Annotated in this window: 18 protein-coding genes and 1 pseudogene; 14 read left to right on the top strand and 5 right to left on the bottom strand. The window is 65.1% G+C overall.

The features are described from left to right. Nucleotides 1-875 (bottom strand): annotated as a pseudogene (locus tag A5906_RS44500) (hypothetical protein); the annotation flags it as partial. Nucleotides 876-981: 106 nt separating this feature from the next. Further along, complete coding sequence (locus A5906_RS15955; protein WP_080136337.1) at nucleotides 982-2,238, bottom strand: allantoate amidohydrolase; 1,257 nt, start codon at nucleotides 2,236-2,238, stop codon at nucleotides 982-984. A 405-nt stretch (nucleotides 2,239-2,643) separates the two neighbouring features. Here A5906_RS15955 and A5906_RS15960 point away from each other — a divergent pair, with 405 nt between their 5' ends. Genes A5906_RS15960 through A5906_RS15985 form a run of 6 tightly spaced genes read left to right on the top strand, consistent with a single transcriptional unit; the run spans nucleotide 2,644 to nucleotide 8,520 of the window. Further along, entirely contained in the window at nucleotides 2,644-3,756 is a 1,113-nt protein-coding gene (locus A5906_RS15960) for a BMP family ABC transporter substrate-binding protein (protein WP_080136338.1), read from the top strand. Further along, complete coding sequence (locus tag A5906_RS15965) at nucleotides 3,753-4,865, top strand: ABC transporter permease (protein ID WP_080136339.1); 1,113 nt, start codon at nucleotides 3,753-3,755, stop codon at nucleotides 4,863-4,865. Before A5906_RS15960 ends, A5906_RS15965 begins: the two co-directional genes overlap by 4 nt. Continuing rightward, nucleotides 4,865-5,791 (top strand): ABC transporter permease, encoded by a 927-nt coding sequence (locus A5906_RS15970; RefSeq protein WP_080136340.1) that lies wholly within the window; start codon nucleotides 4,865-4,867, stop codon nucleotides 5,789-5,791. The genes A5906_RS15965 and A5906_RS15970 overlap by 1 nt, the downstream gene beginning before the upstream one ends. Before the next feature lie 17 nt (nucleotides 5,792-5,808). Beyond that, nucleotides 5,809-6,492 (top strand): biuret amidohydrolase, encoded by a 684-nt coding sequence (gene biuH / locus A5906_RS15975; RefSeq protein ID WP_080136341.1) that lies wholly within the window; start codon nucleotides 5,809-5,811, stop codon nucleotides 6,490-6,492. Continuing rightward, nucleotides 6,489-8,021 carry an ABC transporter ATP-binding protein gene (locus tag A5906_RS15980; protein WP_080136342.1) on the top strand — a complete coding sequence of 511 codons (1,533 nt, stop codon included), beginning with the start codon at nucleotides 6,489-6,491 and terminating at the stop codon, nucleotides 8,019-8,021. Before biuH ends, A5906_RS15980 begins: the two co-directional genes overlap by 4 nt. A gap of 13 nt (nucleotides 8,022-8,034) precedes the next feature. Further along, nucleotides 8,035-8,520: a nucleoside deaminase gene (locus A5906_RS15985; protein WP_080136343.1), complete on the top strand. Its 486-nt coding sequence runs from the start codon at nucleotides 8,035-8,037 to the stop codon at nucleotides 8,518-8,520. A 195-nt stretch (nucleotides 8,521-8,715) separates the two neighbouring features. On the opposite strand, the gene A5906_RS15990 is transcribed toward A5906_RS15985, so the two are convergent. Further along, nucleotides 8,716-9,825, bottom strand: coding sequence for a hypothetical protein (locus tag A5906_RS15990; RefSeq protein WP_080136344.1), 1,110 nt, complete (start codon nucleotides 9,823-9,825; stop codon nucleotides 8,716-8,718). 73 nt (nucleotides 9,826-9,898) lie between these two features. Here A5906_RS15990 and A5906_RS43050 point away from each other — a divergent pair, with 73 nt between their 5' ends. The 5 genes from A5906_RS43050 to A5906_RS16010 all read left to right on the top strand — a co-directional run bounded on the left by A5906_RS43050 (nucleotide 9,899) and on the right by A5906_RS16010 (nucleotide 15,115). Beyond that, the gene (locus A5906_RS43050) at nucleotides 9,899-10,111 is read left to right on the top strand and encodes a hypothetical protein (protein WP_167523607.1); all 213 of its coding nucleotides are present in this window, start codon (nucleotides 9,899-9,901) and stop codon (nucleotides 10,109-10,111) included. 299 nt (nucleotides 10,112-10,410) lie between these two features. Beyond that, nucleotides 10,411-11,982: an ABC transporter ATP-binding protein gene (locus tag A5906_RS15995; RefSeq protein ID WP_080136345.1), complete on the top strand. Its 1,572-nt coding sequence runs from the start codon at nucleotides 10,411-10,413 to the stop codon at nucleotides 11,980-11,982. Continuing rightward, nucleotides 11,966-13,057: an ABC transporter permease gene (locus A5906_RS16000; protein ID WP_080136346.1), complete on the top strand. Its 1,092-nt coding sequence runs from the start codon at nucleotides 11,966-11,968 to the stop codon at nucleotides 13,055-13,057. The genes A5906_RS15995 and A5906_RS16000 overlap by 17 nt, the downstream gene beginning before the upstream one ends. Next, nucleotides 13,044-13,961, top strand: coding sequence for an ABC transporter permease (locus A5906_RS16005; RefSeq protein WP_080136347.1), 918 nt, complete (start codon nucleotides 13,044-13,046; stop codon nucleotides 13,959-13,961). Before A5906_RS16000 ends, A5906_RS16005 begins: the two co-directional genes overlap by 14 nt. A gap of 77 nt (nucleotides 13,962-14,038) precedes the next feature. Further along, the gene (locus tag A5906_RS16010) at nucleotides 14,039-15,115 is read left to right on the top strand and encodes a BMP family ABC transporter substrate-binding protein (RefSeq protein ID WP_080136348.1); all 1,077 of its coding nucleotides are present in this window, start codon (nucleotides 14,039-14,041) and stop codon (nucleotides 15,113-15,115) included. A 110-nt stretch (nucleotides 15,116-15,225) separates the two neighbouring features. Here the strand turns inward: A5906_RS16010 and A5906_RS16015 are convergent, their stop codons facing one another. Next, nucleotides 15,226-16,575 carry an 8-oxoguanine deaminase gene (locus A5906_RS16015; protein ID WP_080136349.1) on the bottom strand — a complete coding sequence of 450 codons (1,350 nt, stop codon included), beginning with the start codon at nucleotides 16,573-16,575 and terminating at the stop codon, nucleotides 15,226-15,228. Nucleotides 16,576-16,729: 154 nt separating this feature from the next. Here A5906_RS16015 and A5906_RS16020 point away from each other — a divergent pair, with 154 nt between their 5' ends. From A5906_RS16020 to A5906_RS16030, 3 genes are read left to right on the top strand one after another with little or no spacing between them, the layout of a single operon-like run. Then, nucleotides 16,730-17,557 carry an FAD binding domain-containing protein gene (locus tag A5906_RS16020; RefSeq protein WP_080136350.1) on the top strand — a complete coding sequence of 276 codons (828 nt, stop codon included), beginning with the start codon at nucleotides 16,730-16,732 and terminating at the stop codon, nucleotides 17,555-17,557. Beyond that, nucleotides 17,554-20,277: a molybdopterin-dependent oxidoreductase gene (locus tag A5906_RS16025; RefSeq protein WP_080136351.1), complete on the top strand. Its 2,724-nt coding sequence runs from the start codon at nucleotides 17,554-17,556 to the stop codon at nucleotides 20,275-20,277. The genes A5906_RS16020 and A5906_RS16025 overlap by 4 nt, the downstream gene beginning before the upstream one ends. Before the next feature lie 21 nt (nucleotides 20,278-20,298). Next, nucleotides 20,299-21,696 carry a nucleobase:cation symporter-2 family protein gene (locus A5906_RS16030; RefSeq protein WP_080136352.1) on the top strand — a complete coding sequence of 466 codons (1,398 nt, stop codon included), beginning with the start codon at nucleotides 20,299-20,301 and terminating at the stop codon, nucleotides 21,694-21,696. On the opposite strand, the gene uraH is transcribed toward A5906_RS16030, so the two are convergent. After that, nucleotides 21,693-22,072: hydroxyisourate hydrolase (gene uraH / locus A5906_RS44505; protein WP_245326752.1), on the bottom strand; the 380-nt coding region annotated here is incomplete at its 5' end. The genes A5906_RS16030 and uraH overlap by 4 nt on opposite strands.

Here is a 22,072-nt window from a genome sequence, read left to right on the forward strand (position 1 = left end):
CCCGCCGGCCCATCCAGGGAATGCCTGATATAGTCGTCCTTGCCGAACAGCCTGAGCAGGTCCCTCTTGTACTGGGCGAGGTCGCGCCCAAGCAGCCGCTTCAGCTCGTTCTCGTCGACGATTCCGAGCTGCACGCCCCACACGAACGTCGTGTAGACGCAGGCATTGGTGACGAAACGCCGGCGCTCGGCGCGGGTGTCCGTTGCCGCGGAGCGCGGGCCGCTAGCGTCGCAAAGCAAATATCTGTTGCCGTCAGCATCGAACGACTCCAGCTCGCTCGCGAGCTTCAGGATCGCGCGCTTCAGGTCCCCGCCGTATTCGGCCAGCAACAGGCGGCCGGCGTGCGCGCATTGCGACATGGCGAGATAGGACGACGCCCGCTCCTCGGCAGAGATCATCTGCCGAAGGCCCGCAAGAATGCCGAGCAGCGTGTCCGAGGGGCGCGAGAAATAGTTCACGCCGAGATACCGGCCGCGTCCCGCCGGAACGATCGTCGTCGTGACGACGTCGGCTCGAACGGCCTCCAGGAGCAGGCGGACGCTCTTCTCGAGCAAACGCGCCCGTCGAACCGCGTCCTGGGCATCCATGATGGTCTCGGGATCGAGGACGTCGGGGTAGAACCAGGCGAAGTCGCGCGGGTAATAGGCGGAGGCGTGCGGTGCGCCGGTGACGAGGAAGGCCTCGGTCACCGAAAAGGCGCTGTCCATCGAGTGACGGTAAAGATCTTCGATAGCCGACAGCGAATGAGGCGATTGTCTCAGGAAGCGATCACCGAGAAAATTCACTGCCTGGAGAGCGTTGGCGACAAAGGTCGCTGCCATCCCCTGGTAAAACCGGTTCTCACGGCGCGATGGAAAAGAGATGTCGCTATTCATGTCCGTCAATCGGCTGATGTCTCATGGCCCCGGTGATGGCAGCCACCAATTTAAACATGACTGATTCGTATCTCTACCCGGTGACTTGCGGGTTTGTGACGCTCGCTTAGGCCTCCTTCGGCCTGAAATTCTCGATCACCCTGAGCAGCACCCGCGCGCCCGCGTCGGCATCGGCAAGCTCGACGTGCTCGTTCGGGTGATGGCTGATGCCGCCACGGCAACGGACGAAGATCATGCCAACATCGGCGATGTCGATCATGGCCATGCCGTCGTGCCCTGCTCCGCTCGGCAGCTCGAACACCGAAAAACCTTCCGCGGCGATCGCCTGTGCGATCTGCTGTTTCAGCCAGGGCGCGCAGGGCGCGGTGCGGTTTTCATGGGTGACATCGAGCTGGAGCGCCAATTGCCGACGCCTTGCGATCGCCTCGATCTGACGGACGACGTCGGCCACCGCGCGCTTGCGGTGCATGTCGGTCGGCGCGCGCATGTCGATGGTGAACGACACCTCGCCCGGAATGACGTTGGTCGCGCCGGGCCTCGCCTGGATATAGCCGACAGTGCCGACGAGGCCGCCCTCGTCGGTCCGGCAGAATTGCTCGATCGCACCGATGCATTCGGCAGCGCCAGTGAGCGCGTCGCGCCGCAGTGCCATCGGCACGGTGCCGGCGTGACCGGCCATGCCGGTTAGCCGCGCGGCAAGCCGTGTCGCACCTGCAATCGCGGTGACCACGCCGATGGGCAGGTTCTGTGCCTCCAGCACCGGCCCTTGCTCGATGTGCAATTCGAGATAGGCGAGCAGCTCGCGCCGGGCCCGCGCGGCTGCGCCGATGTGATCGGGATCGAGGCCAAATGTGACGAGCGCATCGCGCATCGACACGCCATCACGGTCGCGCGTGTTCAGGACACTCTCGTCAAATGTGCCGGCCACCGCACGGCTTCCGAGCAGGGTCGAGGCAAACCGCACTCCCTCCTCATCGGCGAAGCCGATGACCTCGATCGCGAACGGCAGACGCTTGCCACGGCGATTAAGGTCGGCGATGCAGGCGATCGCCGTGATCACGCCCAGCGGCCCGTCCCATTTGCCGGCGTCGCGCACAGTATCGTAGTGCGAGCCAAGCATCAGGCAGGGCGCGCCCGCCCGCTCGCCTTCATACCGGCCGCAGACATTGCCGATCGCGTCGAGATGCGCGCTCATGCCGGCCTCGCGCATCCAGCTCAAGATGAGGTCGGCGGCCTTGCGCAGCTCCTTGCTGAGGAAGATGCGGGTGAGTTTTTCGGGCTCTTCGGAGATGGCGCCGAGCTCGTTGATGCGGTGAACGATCTCCTTGCCGAGCGATGCATCGTGAACGGTGTCAGCACCCATCTCGGCGAGCTTTCCATCTTCTCGGGCCACGGCACCGGCAGCCTCGACGACAATTGATACAAGTTCGGTGCCAGCGAGCGGATCCGGCCGGCGCGCCGTCCCCCATCAGCGCGTGGTTAGCATGAATGCAGCTTGTCGGCCGACCAGCCAGCGCTCGTCGTGCACATGTGGAGGTTAGGGCTGCTCAAGTCCACTGCATACAATGGGATTTAATTGCTTATAAATTAATCTGCCGTTTTCCTCGCCAAGTTAGCATCATGAAATATATTCTATATATTACAATTACTTAAATAGGCGTGCACTCATAATAGCCTCTGGCACGAAGCTTGCGACATCCGATCCCGGCTCCGCCAGGCCGGCGCAGCCGCGAGATCAGGGCGGAGCATCCGCCAAGGGGAGCGAGCAATGGATTCTGGCAGGATTTCACGACGTCATTTGTTGCAGGGCGGCGCGGCCCTCACCCTCGGCGCGGCGGCGGGCCTCCGCCCCGCCTTCGCGGCCGAAACCACCATCGGCTTCATCTATGTCGGCTCGCGCGACGACTACGGTTACAACCAGGCGCACGCGCAGGGCGCGGCGGCACTCAAGAAGATCCCCGGCCTCAAGGTGGTCGAGGAGGAGAAGGTGCCGGAGACCGACGCGGTCGAGAAGACGATCGAGTCCATGATCAATCTCGACGGCGCCACCCTGCTCTTCCCGACCTCGTTCGGCTACTACAATCCGCACATGATCAAGATGGCCACCAAGTACCCGAAGCTGCGCTTCGAGCACTGCGGCGGCCTCTGGAGCGACAAGGATCCGAAGAACGCCGGCAGCTATTTCGGCTATATCGACGAGGCCCAGTACATCTCGGGCATCGTGGCCGGCCTGACGTCGAAGAGCAGCAAGCTCGGCTTCGTCGCGGCCAAGCCGATCCCGCAAGTGCTGCGCAACATCAACGCCTTCACGCTTGGCGCCAAGTCCGTCAATCCGAAGGCCACCACGCAGGTGATCTTCACCGGCGACTGGTCGATGCCGGTCAAGGAGGCCGAAGCCACCAACAGCCTGATCGACCAGGGCGTGGATGTGCTCACCTGTCACGTCGACGGCCCCAAGACCATGGTCGAGAACGCAGCGCGCCGCGGCGCCTTCGTCTGCGGCTATCATACCAACCAGTCGGCGCTGGCCCCCAAGGCCTATCTCACCGGCGCCGAGTGGAACTGGGAGGCGCTCTATCCGAAGTTCGTCAAGATGATCGCCGCCGGCGAGGGCATCCCGAATTTCTACCGCGGCGGCCTGAAGGAAGAGATCGTGAAGGTCTCGCCTTATGGCGAGGCAGTCTCCGCCGAAGCGCGCAAGGCGGCCGACGAGGCCAAGGCGAAATTCCTGTCCGCCGAAGGCTACGCCATCTTCAAGGGCGGCCTCGCCGACAACAAGGGCAAGACCGTCATCCCGGCCGGCACCGATCGCGGCCAGAAGGATCCTGAACTCGAGAAGATGGACTACCTCGTCGAGGGCGTGATCGGAGCGACTTCGTGACAGCGGAAGCGGCGGATTCCACTGAAGCGGTCGGGACAGTTGCCCCGGCCGCCGATTCCGGCTTCCTCCAGCGTTACGGCGGCACGATCGAATATGTCCTGATCCCGGGCGCGGCGCTGGTCGGCGCGCTGGCGGTGTTCGGCATCTTCGTCATGCTGTTCGGCAAGAGCCCGCTCGATCTATATTTCTACATGTACTACGGCGCGTTCGGCACTTGGTTCTCCTGGCAGAACACGCTGACCCGCGCAGCCCCATTGATCCTCACTGCGCTCTGCACGGCGCTGCCGGCGCAACTCGGCATGGTCATCATCGGCGGGGAAGGTGCGCTGCTGATCGGCGCGCTGTCGGCAACCAGCGCCGCGCTTGCGCTTCAGGGCCTACCGCCGTTCATCGTGCAGATCGCCATGGTCTGCGCCGGCGTGATCGGCGGGGGCTTGTGGATCATGCTCTCCGGCGCTCTGCGGCAGTATCGCGGCGTCAACGAGACGATCTCGAGCCTGCTGCTCGTCTACATCGCGCTCGCAATCCTCAACCATCTCGTCGAGGGACTGATGCGCGATCCGGCCAGCCTCAACAAGCCGTCGACGCGTGAGATCGGCGCCGTCAACATGATCGGCGCCATTCCCGGCACCGACGTGCATTGGGGCCTCGTCTTCGGCCTGATCGCCGCGATCGCCTCTTACATCCTGATCTATCACACCGTGTTCGGCTTCGCCGCGCGCATCGCCGGCGGCAATATCCGTGCGGCGAAGATCGTCGGCCTCGGAGTCAGCAAGCTGATCCTGACCGTCTGCTTCCTCGCGGGCGGCGCCGCGGGCCTTGCCGGCATGGTCGAGGTTGCCGCGGTGCAGGGGCGCACCAACGCCAACCTCGCAGCCGGCTATGGCTTCACCGGCATCCTCGTCGCTTTCCTGGCGCGGCAAAATCCGCTCGCCATCATTCCCGTCGCGATCCTGCTCGGTGGCATCAGTGCCAGCGGCGGCCTGCTGCAACGCCGCCTGGGTTTGCCGGATGCGTCCGTGCTGGTGCTCCAGGGCATCATCTTCGTCTTCGTGCTCGCCAGCGATGCGCTCTACGGCCGCATCGGATTCCTGAAGGGAAAATCCTGATGGCAGACGGATCGATCGGCCTCTGGACCGTCCCGCTCGCCGTGCTCGGCGGCGCCATTCGCGTCTCAACCCCGTTCCTGTTCGTGAGTCTGGGGGAATGCATCACCGAGCGCTCTGGCCGCATCAATCTCGGACTCGAAGGCACGCTGGTGATGGGCGCGATGAGCGCCTACGGCATCTCCTATGTCACGGGATCGCCATGGCTCGGCGTGCTCGCCGCCGGCATCACCGGTGCGCTTCTCGGCGCGCTGCATGCCGGCATCTGCTCGCTGCCGCGCGTCAACGATGTTGCAGTCGGCATCGCGTTGATGCTGTTCGGCACCGGCCTTGCCTTCTATCTCGGCAAGCCGCTGATCGAGCCCACCGCGCCGCGATTGCCCGCGATCGACTTCGGCTGGTGGAGCGACATCCCGCAGGTGCGCGCGGCGCTGCGCGTCAACGTGCTGTTCCTGATCGGCGTCGCGCTGGCGCCAATCCTGTACTGGGCCTTCCGCACCACCCGCTGGGGCCTGCTCATCCGCACCGCCGGCGAGAGCTCGGATGCCGCACGGGCGATGGGCCATTCGGTGCTGCTGATCCGCCTGCGCGCCACCATGGTCGGCGGCTTCCTCGCCGGCATCGGCGGCTCGTTCCTGTCGCTGTTCTATCCCGGAAGCTGGAACGAGGGCCTGTCCTCGGGCCAGGGCATCACGGCGGTCGCGCTCGTGATCTTCGCGCGCTGGGATCCCCTGCTCTGCCTCTGGGCCTCACTCGCCTTCGGCGGTGCCGCCGCGCTGGGACCGGCGCTGCAATCGGTCGGCGTCACCTCCGGCTACCACCTCTTCAACGCCGCGCCCTACATCCTGACGCTGGCCATCATGATCATCACCTGCTCGCCGAAGCGAACGCTGACCGGCGCGCCCGCGGAACTCTCGATCACACGATAACACGCACGAGGTCAGCCATGCCCGAGCGCTACATCAAGTCCGAACCCTATGCCTGGCCCTACAACGGCGATCTCCGCCCCGAGAACACCGCGCTCATCATCATCGACATGCAGACCGATTTCTGCGGCGTCGGCGGCTATGTCGACAAGATGGGCTATGACCTCTCGCTGACGCGGGCCCCGATCGAGCCGATCAAGCGGCTGCTCGCGGCGATGCGCAAGCAAGGCTTCCACATCATCCACACCCGCGAAGGCCATCGTGCCGATCTCTCCGACTTGCCCGCCAACAAGCGCTGGCGCTCGCGCCAGATCGGCGCCGGCATCGGCGATCCCGGCCCGTGCGGCCGCATTCTCGTTCGCGGTGAACCCGGCTGGGACATCATCGAGGAGTTGGCGCCGCTGCCGGGCGAACCCATCATCGACAAGCCCGGCAAGGGCTCGTTCTGTGCCACCGACCTCGAGCTGATCCTGCGCGTCCGCGGCATCGAGAACATCGTGCTGACCGGAATCACCACCGACGTCTGCGTCCACACCACCATGCGCGAGGCCAACGATCGTGGCTTCGAATGCGTCCTGCTGCACGATTGCTGCGGCGCCACCGACAAGAGCAACCACGACCACGCGCTGAAGATGATCAAGATGCAGGGCGGCGTGTTCGGCGCGGTCTCCACCTCGGACGCCTTCATCGGAGCGATTTCGTGATCATCGGCGAAACGCCTCCACCGTCGGGCGCCTTCGGCGTCGACGCCATCGCCATGACCATGCGCTTCGGCGATTTCCTGGCGCTCGACAATGTCGAGCTGAAGGTGCGGCCGGGCTCGTTCCACGCCCTGCTCGGCGAGAACGGCGCCGGCAAGTCGACGTTGGTCAAATGCATGATGGGCTATTACCACGCGACCGAGGGCGACATCATCGTCGGCGGCCGCGAGCAGGCGATCGCCAATCCGAAGGATGCGCACGCGCTCGGCCTCGGCATGGTCTACCAGCATTTCACGCTGGTGCCGGCCATGACGGTTGCGGAAAATCTCGTGCTGGCGCGCGACGACGTGCCGGCCGTGGTGAACTGGCCAAAGGAGATGAAGGAGCTCGAAGCCTTCCTGGCGCGCATGCCCTTCAAGGTGCCGTTGTCAGCCAAAGTCTCCGACATCTCCGCCGGCGAGCGGCAGAAATGCGAGATTCTCAAGCAGCTCTATCTGAAGCGGCGCTTCCTGATCCTGGACGAGCCGACCTCGGTTCTGACGCCGGCGGAAGCCGACGAAGTGCTCGGCATGCTCCGCGACATGGTCGTCAAGGGCGAACTGACCATCCTGATGATCACGCACAAATTCCGCGAGGTCATGGCCTTCGCCGACGAGGTCACCATCCTGCGCCGCGGCAAGCTCGCCGGCGCCGGCAAGGTCGCCGAGCTGACGCCGGACGCGATGGCGCGCACCATGATCGGCGCCGAGGAGCTGACCGTGCAGCCGCCGCGCACCGGCGAAGCCGCTCAGGCGCGACTGGAACTTGAAAAGGTGCGCGCGATCGACGATGCCGGCGCGATCGCCGTGCATGACGTTTCCCTGACGGTGCGCGCCGGCGAGATCGTCGGCATCGCCGGCGTTTCCGGCAACGGCCAGCGCCAGCTCGTCGAGGTGCTCGCCGGCCAGCGCGAGGCCGAGAGCGGCGAGGTGCGCGTGGCGGGCGATCCCTATCGCGCCAGCCGCGAGGAGATGCGGCGCCACAGGATGTCGCTGCTGCCGGAGGAGCCGCTGAAGAACGCCTGCGTCGGCGGCATGAGCGTCGCCGACAACATCGCCTTCCGCGAGTTCGACCGCGCCCCCTTTGCAAGCGGCGGCTGGTGGCTCAATCGCAGCGCCTTTCGCAGCGACGCCAGGAAGAAGATCGGCCAGTACAAGATCAAGACCCGTACGCCGGACACGCCGATCTCGGCGCTCTCGGGCGGCAACGTGCAGCGCGCAGTGCTCGCCCGCGAGCTCGGCGGCGACGTCGAGGTGCTGATCGCCGCCAATCCCTGCTTCGGCCTCGACTTCGCGGCGGTGGCGCAGATCCACGCCGAGATCATGGCGGCACGCAACCGCGGCGCCGCGGTGCTGCTGGTCAGTGAGGACCTCGACGAATTGCTCGAACTCTCCGACCGACTGGTGGTGATGTTCCACGGCGAATTCGTGTATGAAGCACGAACCAGCGAGGCCGATCTCACCGTGGTCGGCCGGCACATGGCGGGGCACTGAGCACGGGACAGCGATGAGCAGTTCAGCCGAACGCGACGAAGAGTTCCTGCGCCTCTCCTTCGCTGTCGCCCGCCGCTCGTTCACCCATGGCAACCACCCCTTCGGCTGCATCGTCGTCGATGCCGACGGCAAGATGCTGATCGAGACCGAGAACGGCTACATGCCGGACCACGACGGCACCGCGCATGCCGAGCGCCTCGCCGCCACCCAGGCCTGCCGCACGCTCAGCCGGGAGGTGCTGGCGAAAGCCACGCTCTATTCGTCGGCCGAACCCTGCGCGATGTGCGCCGGCGCGATCTACTGGGCCGGCATCGGCCGCGTCGTCTACGGGCTCAGCGAGCACCGCCTGCGCCGCGTCACCGGCAACCACCCGGAGAACCCGACGCTCGATTTGCCCTGCCGCGAAGTCTTTGCCAGCGGCCAGCGGCCGACGGAGGTCGTGGGGCCGCTGCTGGAAGACGAGGCCGAAGCGCTGCACGACGGCGTCTGGACGAAGTAGGCGCTCAGCAAACAGTGCCGCAGGGTGGGCAAAGGCGCCCTTGCGCCGTGCCCACGGTTCGCATGCAATCAGCCGCACAGGGTGGGCACGCTTTGCTTAGCCCACCACACGGCACCATTTCTCTCGTCAAACGAAGATGGCGCCGCGGAGGTTTGGCGCGGCGCCATCGTCTTTCACCCGAAATAGCTCAGGTGATCAGAACTTCACGGTAATACCGGAGTAGAGCGAGGACTCCGTGCAAGAGCCGGTGCTCACCTTCGTTCCACCGACGAAGGTGGTGCAGGCAAAAGCGTTGTTGTGATCGAGGCCGAACTTGTTCTGCCAGTAGCGGTAGGCCACCCAGACGTCCACGAAGTGCGAGTACTTGTCGCCCCAGATCGCCTTCGAGGCATCCATCGTCAGGCGGATCGGCTCCGAGTTGAACTCGACCTTGGTGGGATAGACGTTGTTGGCAACGCTGGCCGGGAGCGGCTCGGTGTCCGTCCCCTTCTTGCCATACCAGGCCGCGCGGCCGCTGATCGAGAAATACTGCATGTTCGCGGGCAGGAAGCCGAGATCCATGTAGTAGTTGGTCTCGATCGCCCAGGTCGGCTTGAACGACGTATTGCCGTCGGTCAGGCACGGAGCGGAGAATCCGGCGCCGCACTGCGAGAACGAGTTGTGGTTGGCGAACTCCCAGTACACGAGAGGCGCCACGTTGAAGTAGCCCTTGTAGGGCAGGTCGAAGGCAAACTGCAGACCGGCGACGACGTCACGCTTCGCGGCACCGAAATAGCGGTTCTCGGTATTGGCATCCATGCCGACCTCGAACGAGATGTTGTGCAGCGGGCCTTGCGTGAAAGCCTTGGTGTTGAAGATCTCGTTCCAGCCGAAGGTCGAACGGAACAGGCCGTAGATTTCGGTGGCGCCGGCGCAGCTCGCCGGTGTGAATGCGAAGCCCGCCGCCGGCGAGACGATACCGCCGGTCTGCGTGCAGGGAGCAGCCGGATCGTTGTGGTCCGACTTGAACATCGAGATGGTGAAGAAGTTGGTGCCGTAGGCCCAGAGGTCGAAGTGGGTGAAGGAATAGACCTGCTTCGTCGTCTTGGAATTGATCACACCGTTGGTGTTGGTGAACGCACCGGGCTGGGAGGCGTCGAAGATGTAGGAGAAGGTGACGCGGTCGTCGATCACCAGGAAGAACGGCAGGTCCGGCGCCTTCTTGGCAGCCTTGACCGGCAGATCCGCAGCCTGAGCCAGGCCACCAGTGGCGAGCGCAGCAAGTGACAGCGCCGCAGCTGCAACGGCCTTCATACGAAACGACATCCTGAATACCCCCAAGTTTGGACACGTAAAAATGAACGTCCCTTGGGTGCGACACTTGCGCCGATCTCCCGGAGTGAGAAGCCTCAACTTTTTTCAAGGCATGCCGCATGTTTTGGCAGCGGGCATTCGTTTCACCGCAGGATTTCGTGAGTTTTTGCGCTTCGCCGCCGTGCGCGCGCAGCAGAACAATATCAGTCCTTGCCGGACTTTCCCGTTTGATTTTCTTTGTCTTTTCCTACCAAGCGGCCAGTGCAATCATGATTGGCGCCTGCGACCCTCGTTCTGATCGGGAATTGCATACGCGCGCTGGCGCGATTTTGCTCAACTTCACGTCAGGCCTGCACAGCGGGTTCCGATTTGGTTTGAACCGTCACAATTCTGCAACAGGGCCCACGCGCGGGAAACAGCACCAGAGACATTCCAGAATACCGTTCGGCATGAGCCGCGCCCGGCAAGAGCTGCGACTCGCCGACACCCGCCGCCTGCCGAAGCGTTGAGCAAGGGATGACGCTTTTTCACACCTTACGCGGCGGTCCAAACTAGCCCACTATTGAGGCACTTCACCCCATGCAAGCGCATCAGCGAATGTTAGATCCGACGCCTAACGGCCTGCATTCAGGCGAGTCCCCGTTGCTTCAGACGCTCGGGCTCACCAAACGCTATGGGGACTTCCTCGCCAACGATTCCATCGACATCGACATCTGGCCCAAGGAGATCCACGCCCTGCTCGGGGAGAACGGCGCCGGCAAATCGACGCTGGTCAAGGCGATCTATGGGCTGATTCAGCCCAGCGCCGGCGAGATTCGCTGGCAGGGCCAACCGATCGTCCTGTCGGGCCCGTCCGAAGCGCGCAGCCGCGGCATCGGCATGGTGTTCCAGCACTTCTCGCTGTTCGACAACCTCACCGTCGCCGAGAACGTCGCGCTCGGCCTCGATGGGAAGGAATCCTTCAAGGACATGTCGGCGCGGCTGGAGCAGGTGTCGAAGACCTACGGTCTGCCGCTCGATCCCAGGCGCGAGGTCTGGCAATTGTCGGTGGGCGAGCGCCAGCGCATCGAGATCGTCCGCGCCCTGATGCAGGACCCGAAATTCCTGATCCTGGACGAGCCCACCGCGGTGCTGACGCCGCAGGAGGCCGACCAGCTCTTCATCGTGCTGGAGCGCCTCAAGGCCGAAGGCCGCGCCGTCCTCTACATCAGCCACAAGCTGGAGGAGGTGAAGCGTCTCTGCGACACCGCAACGATCCTGCGTGGCGGCAAGAAGGTCGAGACCTGCAATCCCCGGCTCGAGACCGCAGCTTCGCTCGCCCGGATGATGGTCGGCGGTGAGATCAAGGAAGTGAAGGCGCCCGCCGGCCGGAAGACCACGGTGCCGCGGCTGGTGGTCAACGATCTCTCGCTGGCTCCGGGCGAGGCGCATGGCGTGCGGCTCGAGCACATCTCGTTCGAGCTGAAGGGCGGCGAGATCCTCGGCATCGCCGGCGTCGCCGGCAACGGCCAGGACGAGCTCTTTGCCGCGCTCTCCGGCGAGCGACTGTCCAAGGATCCCGGCACCGTGGTGATCGAAGGCATCGCTGCCGGCCATCTCTCGATCACGCAGCGCCGCAAGCTGGGCGCCGCCTTCGTACCCGAGGAACGGCTCGGCCACGGCACCGCGCCGCGCATGAAGCTGTCGGAGAACGCACTGCTGACCGGGCACGCCGCGAGCGGCATGGTCAATCACGGCTTCATCGATACCGCGGCAACTCTGAAGACGGTGGACCGCGCGACCGAAACGTTTGACGTCCGCAAAGCCAAACGCGATCCGGAGGCGGCCAGTCTGTCGGGCGGCAATCTGCAGAAGTTCATCGTGGGACGCGAGATCCTGCGCAATCCGGCGGTGCTGGTGGTCAGCCAGCCGACCTGGGGCGTCGACGCCGGCGCTGCCGCGGTGATCCGCCAGGCGCTGCTCGATCTCGCAACCGCCGGCGCCGCCGTGCTTGTGACCAGCCAGGATCTCGACGAGCTCGCGGAGATCGCCGACCGCATCGCCGTGATGTTCCACGGCCGGCTCTCCGCCCCGCTCGCGACAAGCGAAGCGACCCGCGAAAAGCTCGGCCTTCTCATGGGCGGCAGCAGCCTCGAGCCGAAGGAGGCCGCTCATGCAATTGGTGCTTGAGAAACGCGCCGAGCGCTCCAATACGATCGCGCTGGTCTCGCCGCTGATCGCGATCGGCCTGACGATCGTCACCATGACCATCCTGTTCGCGATCCTCGGCAAGAATCCGCTGCTCGCGCTGCATGCTTACTTCGTCGCGCCCTTGACCGACGGCTATTCGCTGCAGGAGATCGCGGTGAAGGCGACGCCGCTGGTGATGATCGCAATCGGCCTATCGCTCTGCTATCTCGCCAATGCCTGGAACATCGGCGCCGAGGGGCAATTCCTGATCGGCGCGGTTGCCGGAAGCTGGGTCGCGGTGAAGACGCAGGGCACCGATGCCGGCGCCTGGGTGCTGCCGGCCATGCTCGTGCTCGCAGCCGCCGCCGGTGCGCTCTATGCGCTGATCCCGGCGATCTGCAAGGTGAAGTTCGGCGCCAGCGAGATCCTGACCAGCCTGATGCTGGTCTATGTCGCCGACCTCTTCCTCGACTATCTCGTGCGCGGCCCCTGGCGCGATCCGCACGGCTTCAACTTCCCGACCACGGCCGAGTTCGATCCGGTCGCAACCGTTCCGCTGCTGATCGAAGGCGGACGGCTGCATCTCGGCTCCATCATCGCGCTGCTCGTCGTCGCCGTGGCCGCGATCCTGCTCGGTCGTACCATCAAGGGCTTTGAGATCCGCGTGGTCGGCGCCGCCCCCCGCGCCGCGCGGTTCGGCGGCTTCAATGCCAACCAGTTGATCATCCTGACCTTCGCGGTGTCCGGTGCGCTCGCGGGCCTTGCCGGCATCATCGAGGTCGCCGGTCCCGTCGGCCATCTCCAGCCCGGCATCTCGCCCGGCTACGGTTTTACCGCGATCATCGTCGCCTTCCTCGGCCGGCTGAATCCGCTTGGAATATTAATTGCAGGTCTTTTCCTCGCACTGACCTTTATCGGCGGCGAGCAGGCGCAGATCGCGATGAAGATCCCGTTGGATGTCACCAAGGTATTTCAGGGCATTCTGCTGTTCTACGTGCTCGCCTGCGACTCCCTCATTCTCTACCGCTTCAAGGTGGTGTTCCCGAACCGACAGGTGGCCCGTGGAACTCATTGAGGCCATCATCCTCGCGGTGCTCGCTGCCTCGACTCCGCTCCTGATCGCGGCGACCGGCGAACTCGTGACCGAGCGCTCAGGCGTGCTCAATCTCGGCGTCGAGGGCATGATGATCGTCGGCGCCGCCTGCGGCTTTGCCGGCGCGTGGCTCACCGGCTCGATTCTGGTCGGCGCATTTTTCGGCATCGTCGCGGGCACGCTGATGTCGCTGGTGTTCGCACTGATGGCGCTCGGGCTCGCCGTGAATCAGGTCGCGACGGGTCTTGCGCTGACTATCCTCGGCATCGGGCTCTCCGGCCTGATCGGCGCCGGCTTCGTCGGCGAGCGCATCACGCCGGCCGTGCACCTCTATATTCCCGGCCTCACCGACATTCCGCTGATCGGCCGCGTGCTGTTCGGTGAGGACGGCTTCGTTTACTTCTCCGTCGCGCTGATCGTTGGCGTCTGGTGGTTCCTGTACCGCACGCGGGCGGGCCTGATCCTGCGCGCCTGCGGTGACAATCACGTCTCCGCGCATGCGCTCGGCTATCCCGTGCTGCGCATCCGCACCTTCGCGGTGATGTTCGGCGGCGCGTGCGCCGGACTTGCCGGCGCCTATCTGCCGCTCGCCTATACGCCGTTCTTCATTCCCGGCATGACCGCCGGCCGCGGCTGGATCGCGCTGGCGCTGGTGGTGTTCGCGTCCTGGCGGCCGGGCCGGCTCGTGATCGGCGCCTATCTGTTCGGCGCGGTGACGATCCTTCAACTGCATGCGCAGGGCTGGGGCGTTGGCATTCCCTCGCAATTCATGTCGGCGCTGCCTTATCTCGCGACCGTCATCGTGCTGGTCCTGCTCTCCCGCGCGCGCACCGGCGGTTCGACCGCGCCGGCCGCGCTCGGCACCGTGTTCGTGCCTGACCGCTGAATTTCATTTCCGCGGCGTGCGTGATGGGGCGCGCACGTTGCGGATCGTGGCTTTCCCCTGATGTTTGGAGATTGATGATGAGGAAATCACTTCTTGCGCTGACTGCCGGGCTCTTGCTTGCCGGGAGCGTCAGCGCAGCCTCCGCCGCCGACAAGCTGAAGGTCGGCTTCATTTACCTTGGCCCGGTGGGCGATCTCGGCTGGACCTACCAGCACGAGCAGGGACGCCTGGCGCTGGTGAAGGAATTGGGCGACAAGATCGAGACCACCACGCTCGAGAACGTTCCCGAAGGTCCCGATGCCGAGCGTGCCATCGAGCAGCTCGTCCGCGCCGGCAACAAGCTGATCTTCACCACCTCCTTCGGCTACATGGACCCGACGCTGAAGGTCGCCAAGAAGTATCCGAACGTGCATTTCGAGCACGCGACCGGCTACAAGCGCGACAAAAACATGTCGACCTATTCGGCCAAATGGTACCAGGGCCGCTACATCCAGGGCCTGATCGCAGCCAAGATGTCGAAGTCCGGCGTGCTCGGCTATATCGGCTCGTTCCCGATCCCGGAGGTCGTCTCCGGCATCAATGCGACGATGCTGGCGGCGCAGACCATCAACCCGAACATCAAGGTCAAGATCATCTGGGCCAACACATGGTTCGATCCGGGCAAGGAAGCCGACGCCGCCAAGGCGCTGATCGACCAGGGCGCCGATGTCATCATGCAGCACACGGACTCGCCGGCCGCGATGCAGATCGCCAGCGAGCGCGGCAAGCTCGCCTTCGGCCAGGATTCCGAGATGATCAAGTTCGGGCCCAAGACCCAGCTGACCTCGATCCTCGACACCTGGGGCCCCTACTACATCGAACGCGTCAAGGCCGAGCTCGCCGGAACCTGGAAGTCCGAGGACACCTGGGGCGGCCTCGACAGCCACATGTTCGCGATGGCGCCCTACACCAACATGCCTGACGACGTGAAAAAGATGGCCGAGGATGCCCAGGCCGCGATCACCGCGGGCAAGCTGCATCCGTTCAAATGCCCGGTCATTGGGCAGGACGGCAAGGAGGTCGAGTGCAAGGGCGGCGCCAATCTCGCCGACGGCCAGATTCTCGGGATGAATTTCTACGTGAAGGGCATCGACGACAAGCTGCCGGGCAAGTAGCACGCTTCTTGCATTGACTAAACTACCTGCTCCTCCCGGAGGAGGTTCGGAGGGGGTGGCCAGAAGCACCCGGCACTTGTGGTCGCCCCCTCTTTCAATTTTCGGCCCGATTATCCCGCCTGCATGGCCCGCGCCGCCGAACTGTGCCGGCGGATGAGATCGGCGACATCCAGGCCCGGGATCGCGCCGTCGATGACCGCCCATCGTCCCGCCACCATGACCCGGTCGGCCCGATGCGCCCCGCATAGCACCAACGCGGCCAGGGGATCGCCATGGCCGGAGAAGCGCAACTCGTCGAGCTTGAACAGTGCGAGGTCCGCCGCCTTGCTGACGGCGATCTCGCCGAGCTCCGGACGGCCGACGCAGGCTGCCGAGCCCGTGGTGGCCCAGCGCAGCGCATCCTTGTGGCTGACTTTCGTCACGCCATAACGCGCCCGCTGCAGCAGGAAGGCGGCGCGCACCTCCTGCATCAGGTTCGATCCGTCGTTCGAGGCCGAACCGTCGACCCCGATGCCGATGCCGACCCCGGCTTCCTCCATCTCGCACACGGGACAGCAGCCGGACGCCAGCAGCTGATTGCTGCAGGCACAATGGCTGACGGTCGTCCCGGCCCTGCCGAGCCGCCTCATCTCGTCGGGATTGAAGAAGATTCCGTGAGCGAGCCAGGTCCGCGCATTGAGCCAGCCGCATTGTTCGAGATAGTCGAGCGGACGGCAGCCATACATCTGCTGGCAGAATTTGTTCTCATCCTCGGTCTCGGCGAGATGGGTGTGCAGGCGCACGTCAAGCTTGCCGGCCAGATCGGCCGTGGCGCGCATCAGCGACGTCGTCACCGAGAACGGCGAGCACGGCGCCAGAGCGATCTGCACCATCGCATCCGCGCCGCGCTGGTGATGCTTGGCGACCACGCGGGCGCTGTCGGAGAGGATGGTGTCCTCGTCCTGCACGACGCTGTCGGGCGGCAGGCCGCCGTCGCGCTGCGACAGGTTCATCGAGCCGCGCGTGAGCAGCACGCGCATCCCGAGCCGCTTTGCGACGCCAACCTCGATGTCGACGGACTCTTCGAGCCCCGCCGGGAAGACGTAGTGATGATCCGTCGTCGTGGTGCATCCCGACAGCAGCAGTTCGGACATCGCCACCGTGACGCCGAGATCGAGCCGCTCCGGCGTCAGCTTCGCCCACACCGGATAGAGCGCCTGGAGCCAGGGAAACAGCTCGCGGTCCATCGCCGCGGGCAACGCCCGCGTCAGCGTCTGGTAGAAGTGATGATGCGTGTTGATGAGGCCGGGCAGGACGACGTGCTCGCCCGCGTCGAACACTGCAATGTCCGCGGTTGCAGGCGTGCCGCCGGCCGGTACGAGCTCGACAATCCGGCCATCCTTGATCACGATCCCGCGCGCAGCACCGTCGGCGAGGATGGCCAGGGGATCCCTGATCCAGATCGGCTTTGCATCGCTCATGGCCCTGCTTCTCCTCACATCTTTTGGCGACAGGCCTGCAAGGCGGGCGCCAGTCCGAACACGTTGATGCTACGACTTTGTTTGTTGCGACTTGGCTCCGGTCTTGCAAGACTCTATCGCACGATTCACCGGGTGAAGGCTTTTCGGCGCAGCCATGGATTTGAATACCATCACAGCGGTTGCCCATCCGCAAACGCGCGCGCAGCTGCCCGTTTGGACGCCAGGCGATGCTTGGCTCGCAGGCGGCACCTGGCTGTTCTCGGAGCCGCAAATCCATTTGAAGCGGCTGATCGATCTCACCGATCTGAAATGGCCTGCGCTGACGATCACGGATAGCCATCTCTCCATCGCCGCAACATGCACCGTCGCACAGCTCGATGGATTGGCCTGTCCGCCCGACTGGCTCGCAGCGCCTTTGATCGGCCAATGCTGCCGCGCCTTCCTCGCCTCCTTCAAGATCTGGAAGACCGCGACCGTCGGCGGCAATCTCTGCATGTCGTTGCCGGCGGGACCGATGATCTCGCTCACCTCCGCGCTCGACGGCGTCTGCACTATCTGGAAGGCCGGCGGCGGCGAGCAGAAGATTCCGGTCGTCGATTTCGTCACCGGCAACCAGCGTAACCGCCTGACGCCGGGCGACCTGCTCAGGCAGATCGACGTCCCGCTTCCCGCGCTGAAGCGCCGCACGGCGTTTCGCCAGATCTCGCTGGCACCGGTCGGCCGCTCGGCGGCGCTGCTGATCGGCAGCCTCGACGTCGATGGCTCCTTGGCGCTCACGGTCACCGCATCGACGGTACGACCGATCCAACTGTCGTTTCCAAAGCCGCCCGACGCGAGCGCGCTGCGCGATGCGATCATGCAGCAGGTCACCGATGACCTCTACCACACCGACATCCACGGCAAGCCGCTCTGGCGCAAGCACATGACGCTGCGGCTCGCCGAGGAGATCCGCGGCGAACTTCTGGGGGCGACGCCGTCATGAGCTTCGAGGTCAACGGAACGTCGTTTGCGCAAGAGCCGCGCGCAGGTCAGTGCCTGCGCACGTTCCTGCGCGAGCTCGGCCTTTTCGGCGTGAAAAAGGGTTGCGACGCCGGCGACTGTGGCGCCTGCACCGTGCTACTCGACGGCGAGCCGGTGCATAGCTGCCTGATCCCGGCTTTCCGCGCCGAGGGGCGCGCCGTGACCACGATCGAAGGCCTTGGCAGCGACCATGGCGCGCATCCGATGCAGCAGGCCTTCCTCGACGCGCAGGGTTTCCAATGCGGCTTTTGCACCGCCGGCATGATCCTGACCTGCGCCTCGCTGAACCAGGCACAACTCACCGACCTCGGCGCGGCGCTGAAGGGCAATATCTGCCGCTGCACCGGCTATCGCGCGATCGAGGACGCGCTGCTCGGCAAGTCCAATGTCGAGGAGGGCGTAGAAGCCGGCGCCGCCTTCGGCCGCAGCCTGCCGGCCCCCGCTGGTCCCGACGTGGTCCGCGGCAAGGCAAGCTACACCTTCGATACCGCAATCGACGGCCTGCTGCACATCAAGCTGGCGCGTTCGCCTCACGCGCACGCGCGGATCATCGCGATCGACAAGTCTGCGGCCCTTCGCGTTCCGGGCGTGCACGCAGTGCTGACGCACGAGGATGCGCCATCGGTCCTGATCTCGACCGCGCGGCATGAGAAGGACTGGATGGATCCGGAGGACACCCGCGTCCTCGACGAGGTCGTCCGCTTCATCGGGCAGAGGGTTGCCGCGGTCGTGGCCGAGAGCGAAGCCGCTGCCGAGGAGGCGTGCCGGCGTATCAAGGTGGAGTACGAGATCCTGCCTGCGCTCATCGATCCCGAGCAGGCGATGGCGCCGGGCGCGCCGATCATTCATCCCGACCGCACCACAGCGAACCGCATCGCCGATCCCCAGCGCAACCTGGCGGCGGAGACGCATGGCGAATTTGGCGATGTCGCCGCGGCGCTCGCCACATCCGCCGTCACCTATGAGGCCACCTTTCACAGTCATCGCGTGCAGCATGCGGCCCTGGAGACTCATGGCGGTCTCGCCTGGCTCGATGAAGCGGGCGTGCTCAATGTCCGCACCTCGACCCAGGTGCCGTTCCTGACCCGGCGCGCGCTGTCGGACATCTTCCAGCTGCCCATGGACAAGGTCCGCGTGTTCTGCGAACGCGTCGGCGGCGGGTTTGGCGGCAAGCAGGAGATGTTCGTCGAGGACATCCTGGCGCTCGCCGTGCTGAAGACGGGACGTCCGGTAAAGCTGGAGCTGACCCGCGAGGAGCAGTTCATCGCGACCTCGACGCGGCATCCGATGCGGGTCCACATCAAGGCCGGCGCGGATGCGGGCGGCAAGCTCACCGCGCTCCAGCTCGACGTGCTCTCCAACACCGGCGCCTACGGCAATCACGCCGGTCCCGTGATGTTCCACTCCCTGGCGGAGTCCATCGCCGTCTACAATTGTCCGAACAAGCGGGTGGACGGCTACGCCGTCTACACCAACACAGTGCCATCTGGCGCGTTTCGCGGCTATGGCCTGCCGCAGACGCTGATCGCGATCGAGGCCGCGATCGACGAACTGGCCAGGCAGCTCGGCATCGGACCCTACGAGATGCGCCGGCGCAATATCGTCAAGCCGGGCGATCCCATGCTGTCGCCGCCGCCATCCGAATTTCACGACGTGCTCTATGGCTCCTACGGGCTCGACCAGTGCCTCGACCTCGTCGAGCGCGCGATGCAGGCCGATCGCCCGCAGCCGGCGCTGCCGCCGGAATGGCTGATCGGCGACGGCGTCGCGCTGACCATGATCGACACCGTGCCGCCGGCCGGCCACATCGCGGATGCCATGGTTGCGCTCAACGACGACGGCGGCTTCGATCTCACCGTCGGCACCGCCGAGTTCGGCAACGGCACCAGCACCGTCCACCGCCAGATCGCGGCGACGATCCTTGCGACCACCGTCGACAGGATTCGCCTGCGCCAATCCGACACCGCCCATGGCGGCCACGACACCGGCGCCTATGGCAGTGCCGGTACCTTCGTCGCCGGCAAGGCGACGCAGGCCGCGGCGATGCAGCTCGCAACGGAGCTGAAGACGGCGGCCGCCGAGGCCTGGCTGTGCGACGTTGGTGGTTGCACGCTCGAAGGCGAGACGGTCGTCAGCGGCGTGCGACGCATGTCCTTCCTCGAATTGGCCAAGCTCGCCCGTGAACGTGGCCAGCCGTTCGCTGCCAATGGCAATTCCGGCGGCACGCCGCGCTCGGTCGGCTTCAACGTGCAGGGGTTTCGCGTCGCGGTGAACAAGGCCACCGGCGAGCTCAAGATTCTCAGGAGCGTGCAGGCCGCGGACGCCGGCATCGTCGCCAACCCCATGCAGTGCCGCGGCCAGGTCGAGGGCGGCGTCGCGCAGGCGCTTGGTGCTGCGCTCTATGAGGAGATGGTGATCGATGCTGAGGGGCGCGTCACCAATCCGAAATTCCGCGACTATCACCTGCCCACCTTCGCCGACGTGCCGCGCACCGAAGTGCTGTTCGCGGAGACGTCGGACACGATCGGGCCGCTGGGCGCGAAGTCGATGAGCGAGAGCCCATACAATCCGGTTGCTGCGGCGCTCGGCAACGCGATCGCGGACGCCACCGGCATCCGCTTCACTGCGCCACCCTTCAAGCCGGACCGGCTGTTTCCGGCGCTGCATGACAAGTTTGGATAGGCGTATTTCGGGGACTGATCCATGACCAGCGAAGTGCATGCCGTCGACGAGGTCTTGCCGGTCCCCCGTCTCCTCGCACTCGGACTCCAGCATGTGCTGGTGATGTATGCCGGCGCGGTCGCGGTGCCGCTCATCATCGGGCGCGCGCTGAAGCTGCCGCCCGAGGATATCGCGTTCCTGATCAGCGCCGACCTGTTCGCCTGCGGACTTGCAACACTGGTCCAGTGCATTGGCTTTCCCGGCGTCGGCGTCCGCTTGCCCGTGATGATGGGTGTGACGTTCGCGTCCGTCGGCCCGATGCTGTCGATGGCCGCGGCACCCGATATCGGTCTGCTCGGCATCTACGGCTCTGTCATCGCAGCCGGCCTGTTCGGCATGGTCGTAGCGCCGTTCGTCAGCCGGCTGCTGCCGCTGTTTCCACCTGTCGTCACCGGCACCATCATTCTCATCATCGGCATCTCCCTGATGCGGGTCGGAATCAACTGGGCCGGCGGCGGACTGCCGACGCTGACGAAGGTCGTCGACGGCGTCGCCGGCAGCTTTCCCAATCCGGCCTATGGGCAGCTGCAGGGCCTCGGCATCTCGCTGTTCGTGCTGCTGTTCATCCTCGGCCTGATCAAATGGGGCACCGGCTTCCTCGCCAACGTCGCGGTGCTGCTCGGCATCATCGCCGGCGCCGTGCTTGCAACCATTCTGGGCGTGATGCATTTCGACAAGGTTGCGGCTGCCCCATGGGCCGCACTGGTCATCCCCTTCCGTTTCGGCCTACCGCAGTTTCACCTCGTGCCCGTTGTCACCATGTGCGTCGTCATGATCGTGGTGATGATCGAGTCGCTCGGCATGTTCCTCGCGCTCGGCGACATCACCGGCAAGGCGGTCGATCGCGAAGCCCTGAGCCGGGGCCTGCGCGCCGACGGCGTCGGCACGCTGCTCGGCGGCATCTTCAACACCTTTCCCTACACCTCGTTCTCGCAGAATGTCGGCCTCGTTTCGGTGACCGGCGTGCGTTCGCGCTGGGTGACCGTCACAGGCGGCTGCATCATGCTCGTGCTGGGATTATTGCCGAAGCTCGCGGCGCTGGTCGAGGCCGTGCCGCTCGTCGTGCTCGGCGGCGCCGGCCTCGTGATGTTCGGCATGGTCGCGGCGACCGGCGCGCGCATCCTCACCTCGGTCGACTTCCGCACCAACCGCTACAATCTCTTCATCGTCGCGATCTCGATCGGCTTCGGCCTGATCCCGCTCGCCGCGCCCGGCTTCTTCCGCAATCTGCCACACGATCTCCAGCCGCTGTTGGAGTCCGGCATCCTGCTCTGCGCGGTGGTCTCGGTGCTGCTCAATGCCTTCTTCAACGGATTGAGTGGCGGCGCTGCCGCGGAGGCCGACGCGGCGTCAGCCGCCGCATCGGCACAGCATGTTTAACTGCCGCGATAGGTCGCGTAGCTCCAGGGCGTGACCAGCAGCGGCACGTGATAGTGGTTTTCCGGCTCGCTGATCGCGAAGCGCAGCGGGATCTCGTCGAGGAACGGCGGGTCCGATAGCGGCACGTTGCGCTCGGCGTAATATTTGGCAACGCTGAAGCGGAGCTCGTAGCGGCCGATCGGCAATGGACGCCCGCCGATCAACGGCTGGTCGGTGCGGCCATCCGCATTTGTGACGGTACGCGCGATGACGCGGCTTTCACCGAGATTCGCAAGTTCAATGAGCTCCACTGGAATGCCGGGCGCGGGCTTACCGGCGTGGTTGTCCAGCACATGGGTCGAGAGCCGGCCGTGCACCTTCAGCTTGTCATCGGCGG

The organism is Bradyrhizobium sacchari (assembly GCF_002068095.1).
GTDB lineage: Bacteria > Pseudomonadota > Alphaproteobacteria > Rhizobiales > Xanthobacteraceae > Bradyrhizobium > Bradyrhizobium sacchari.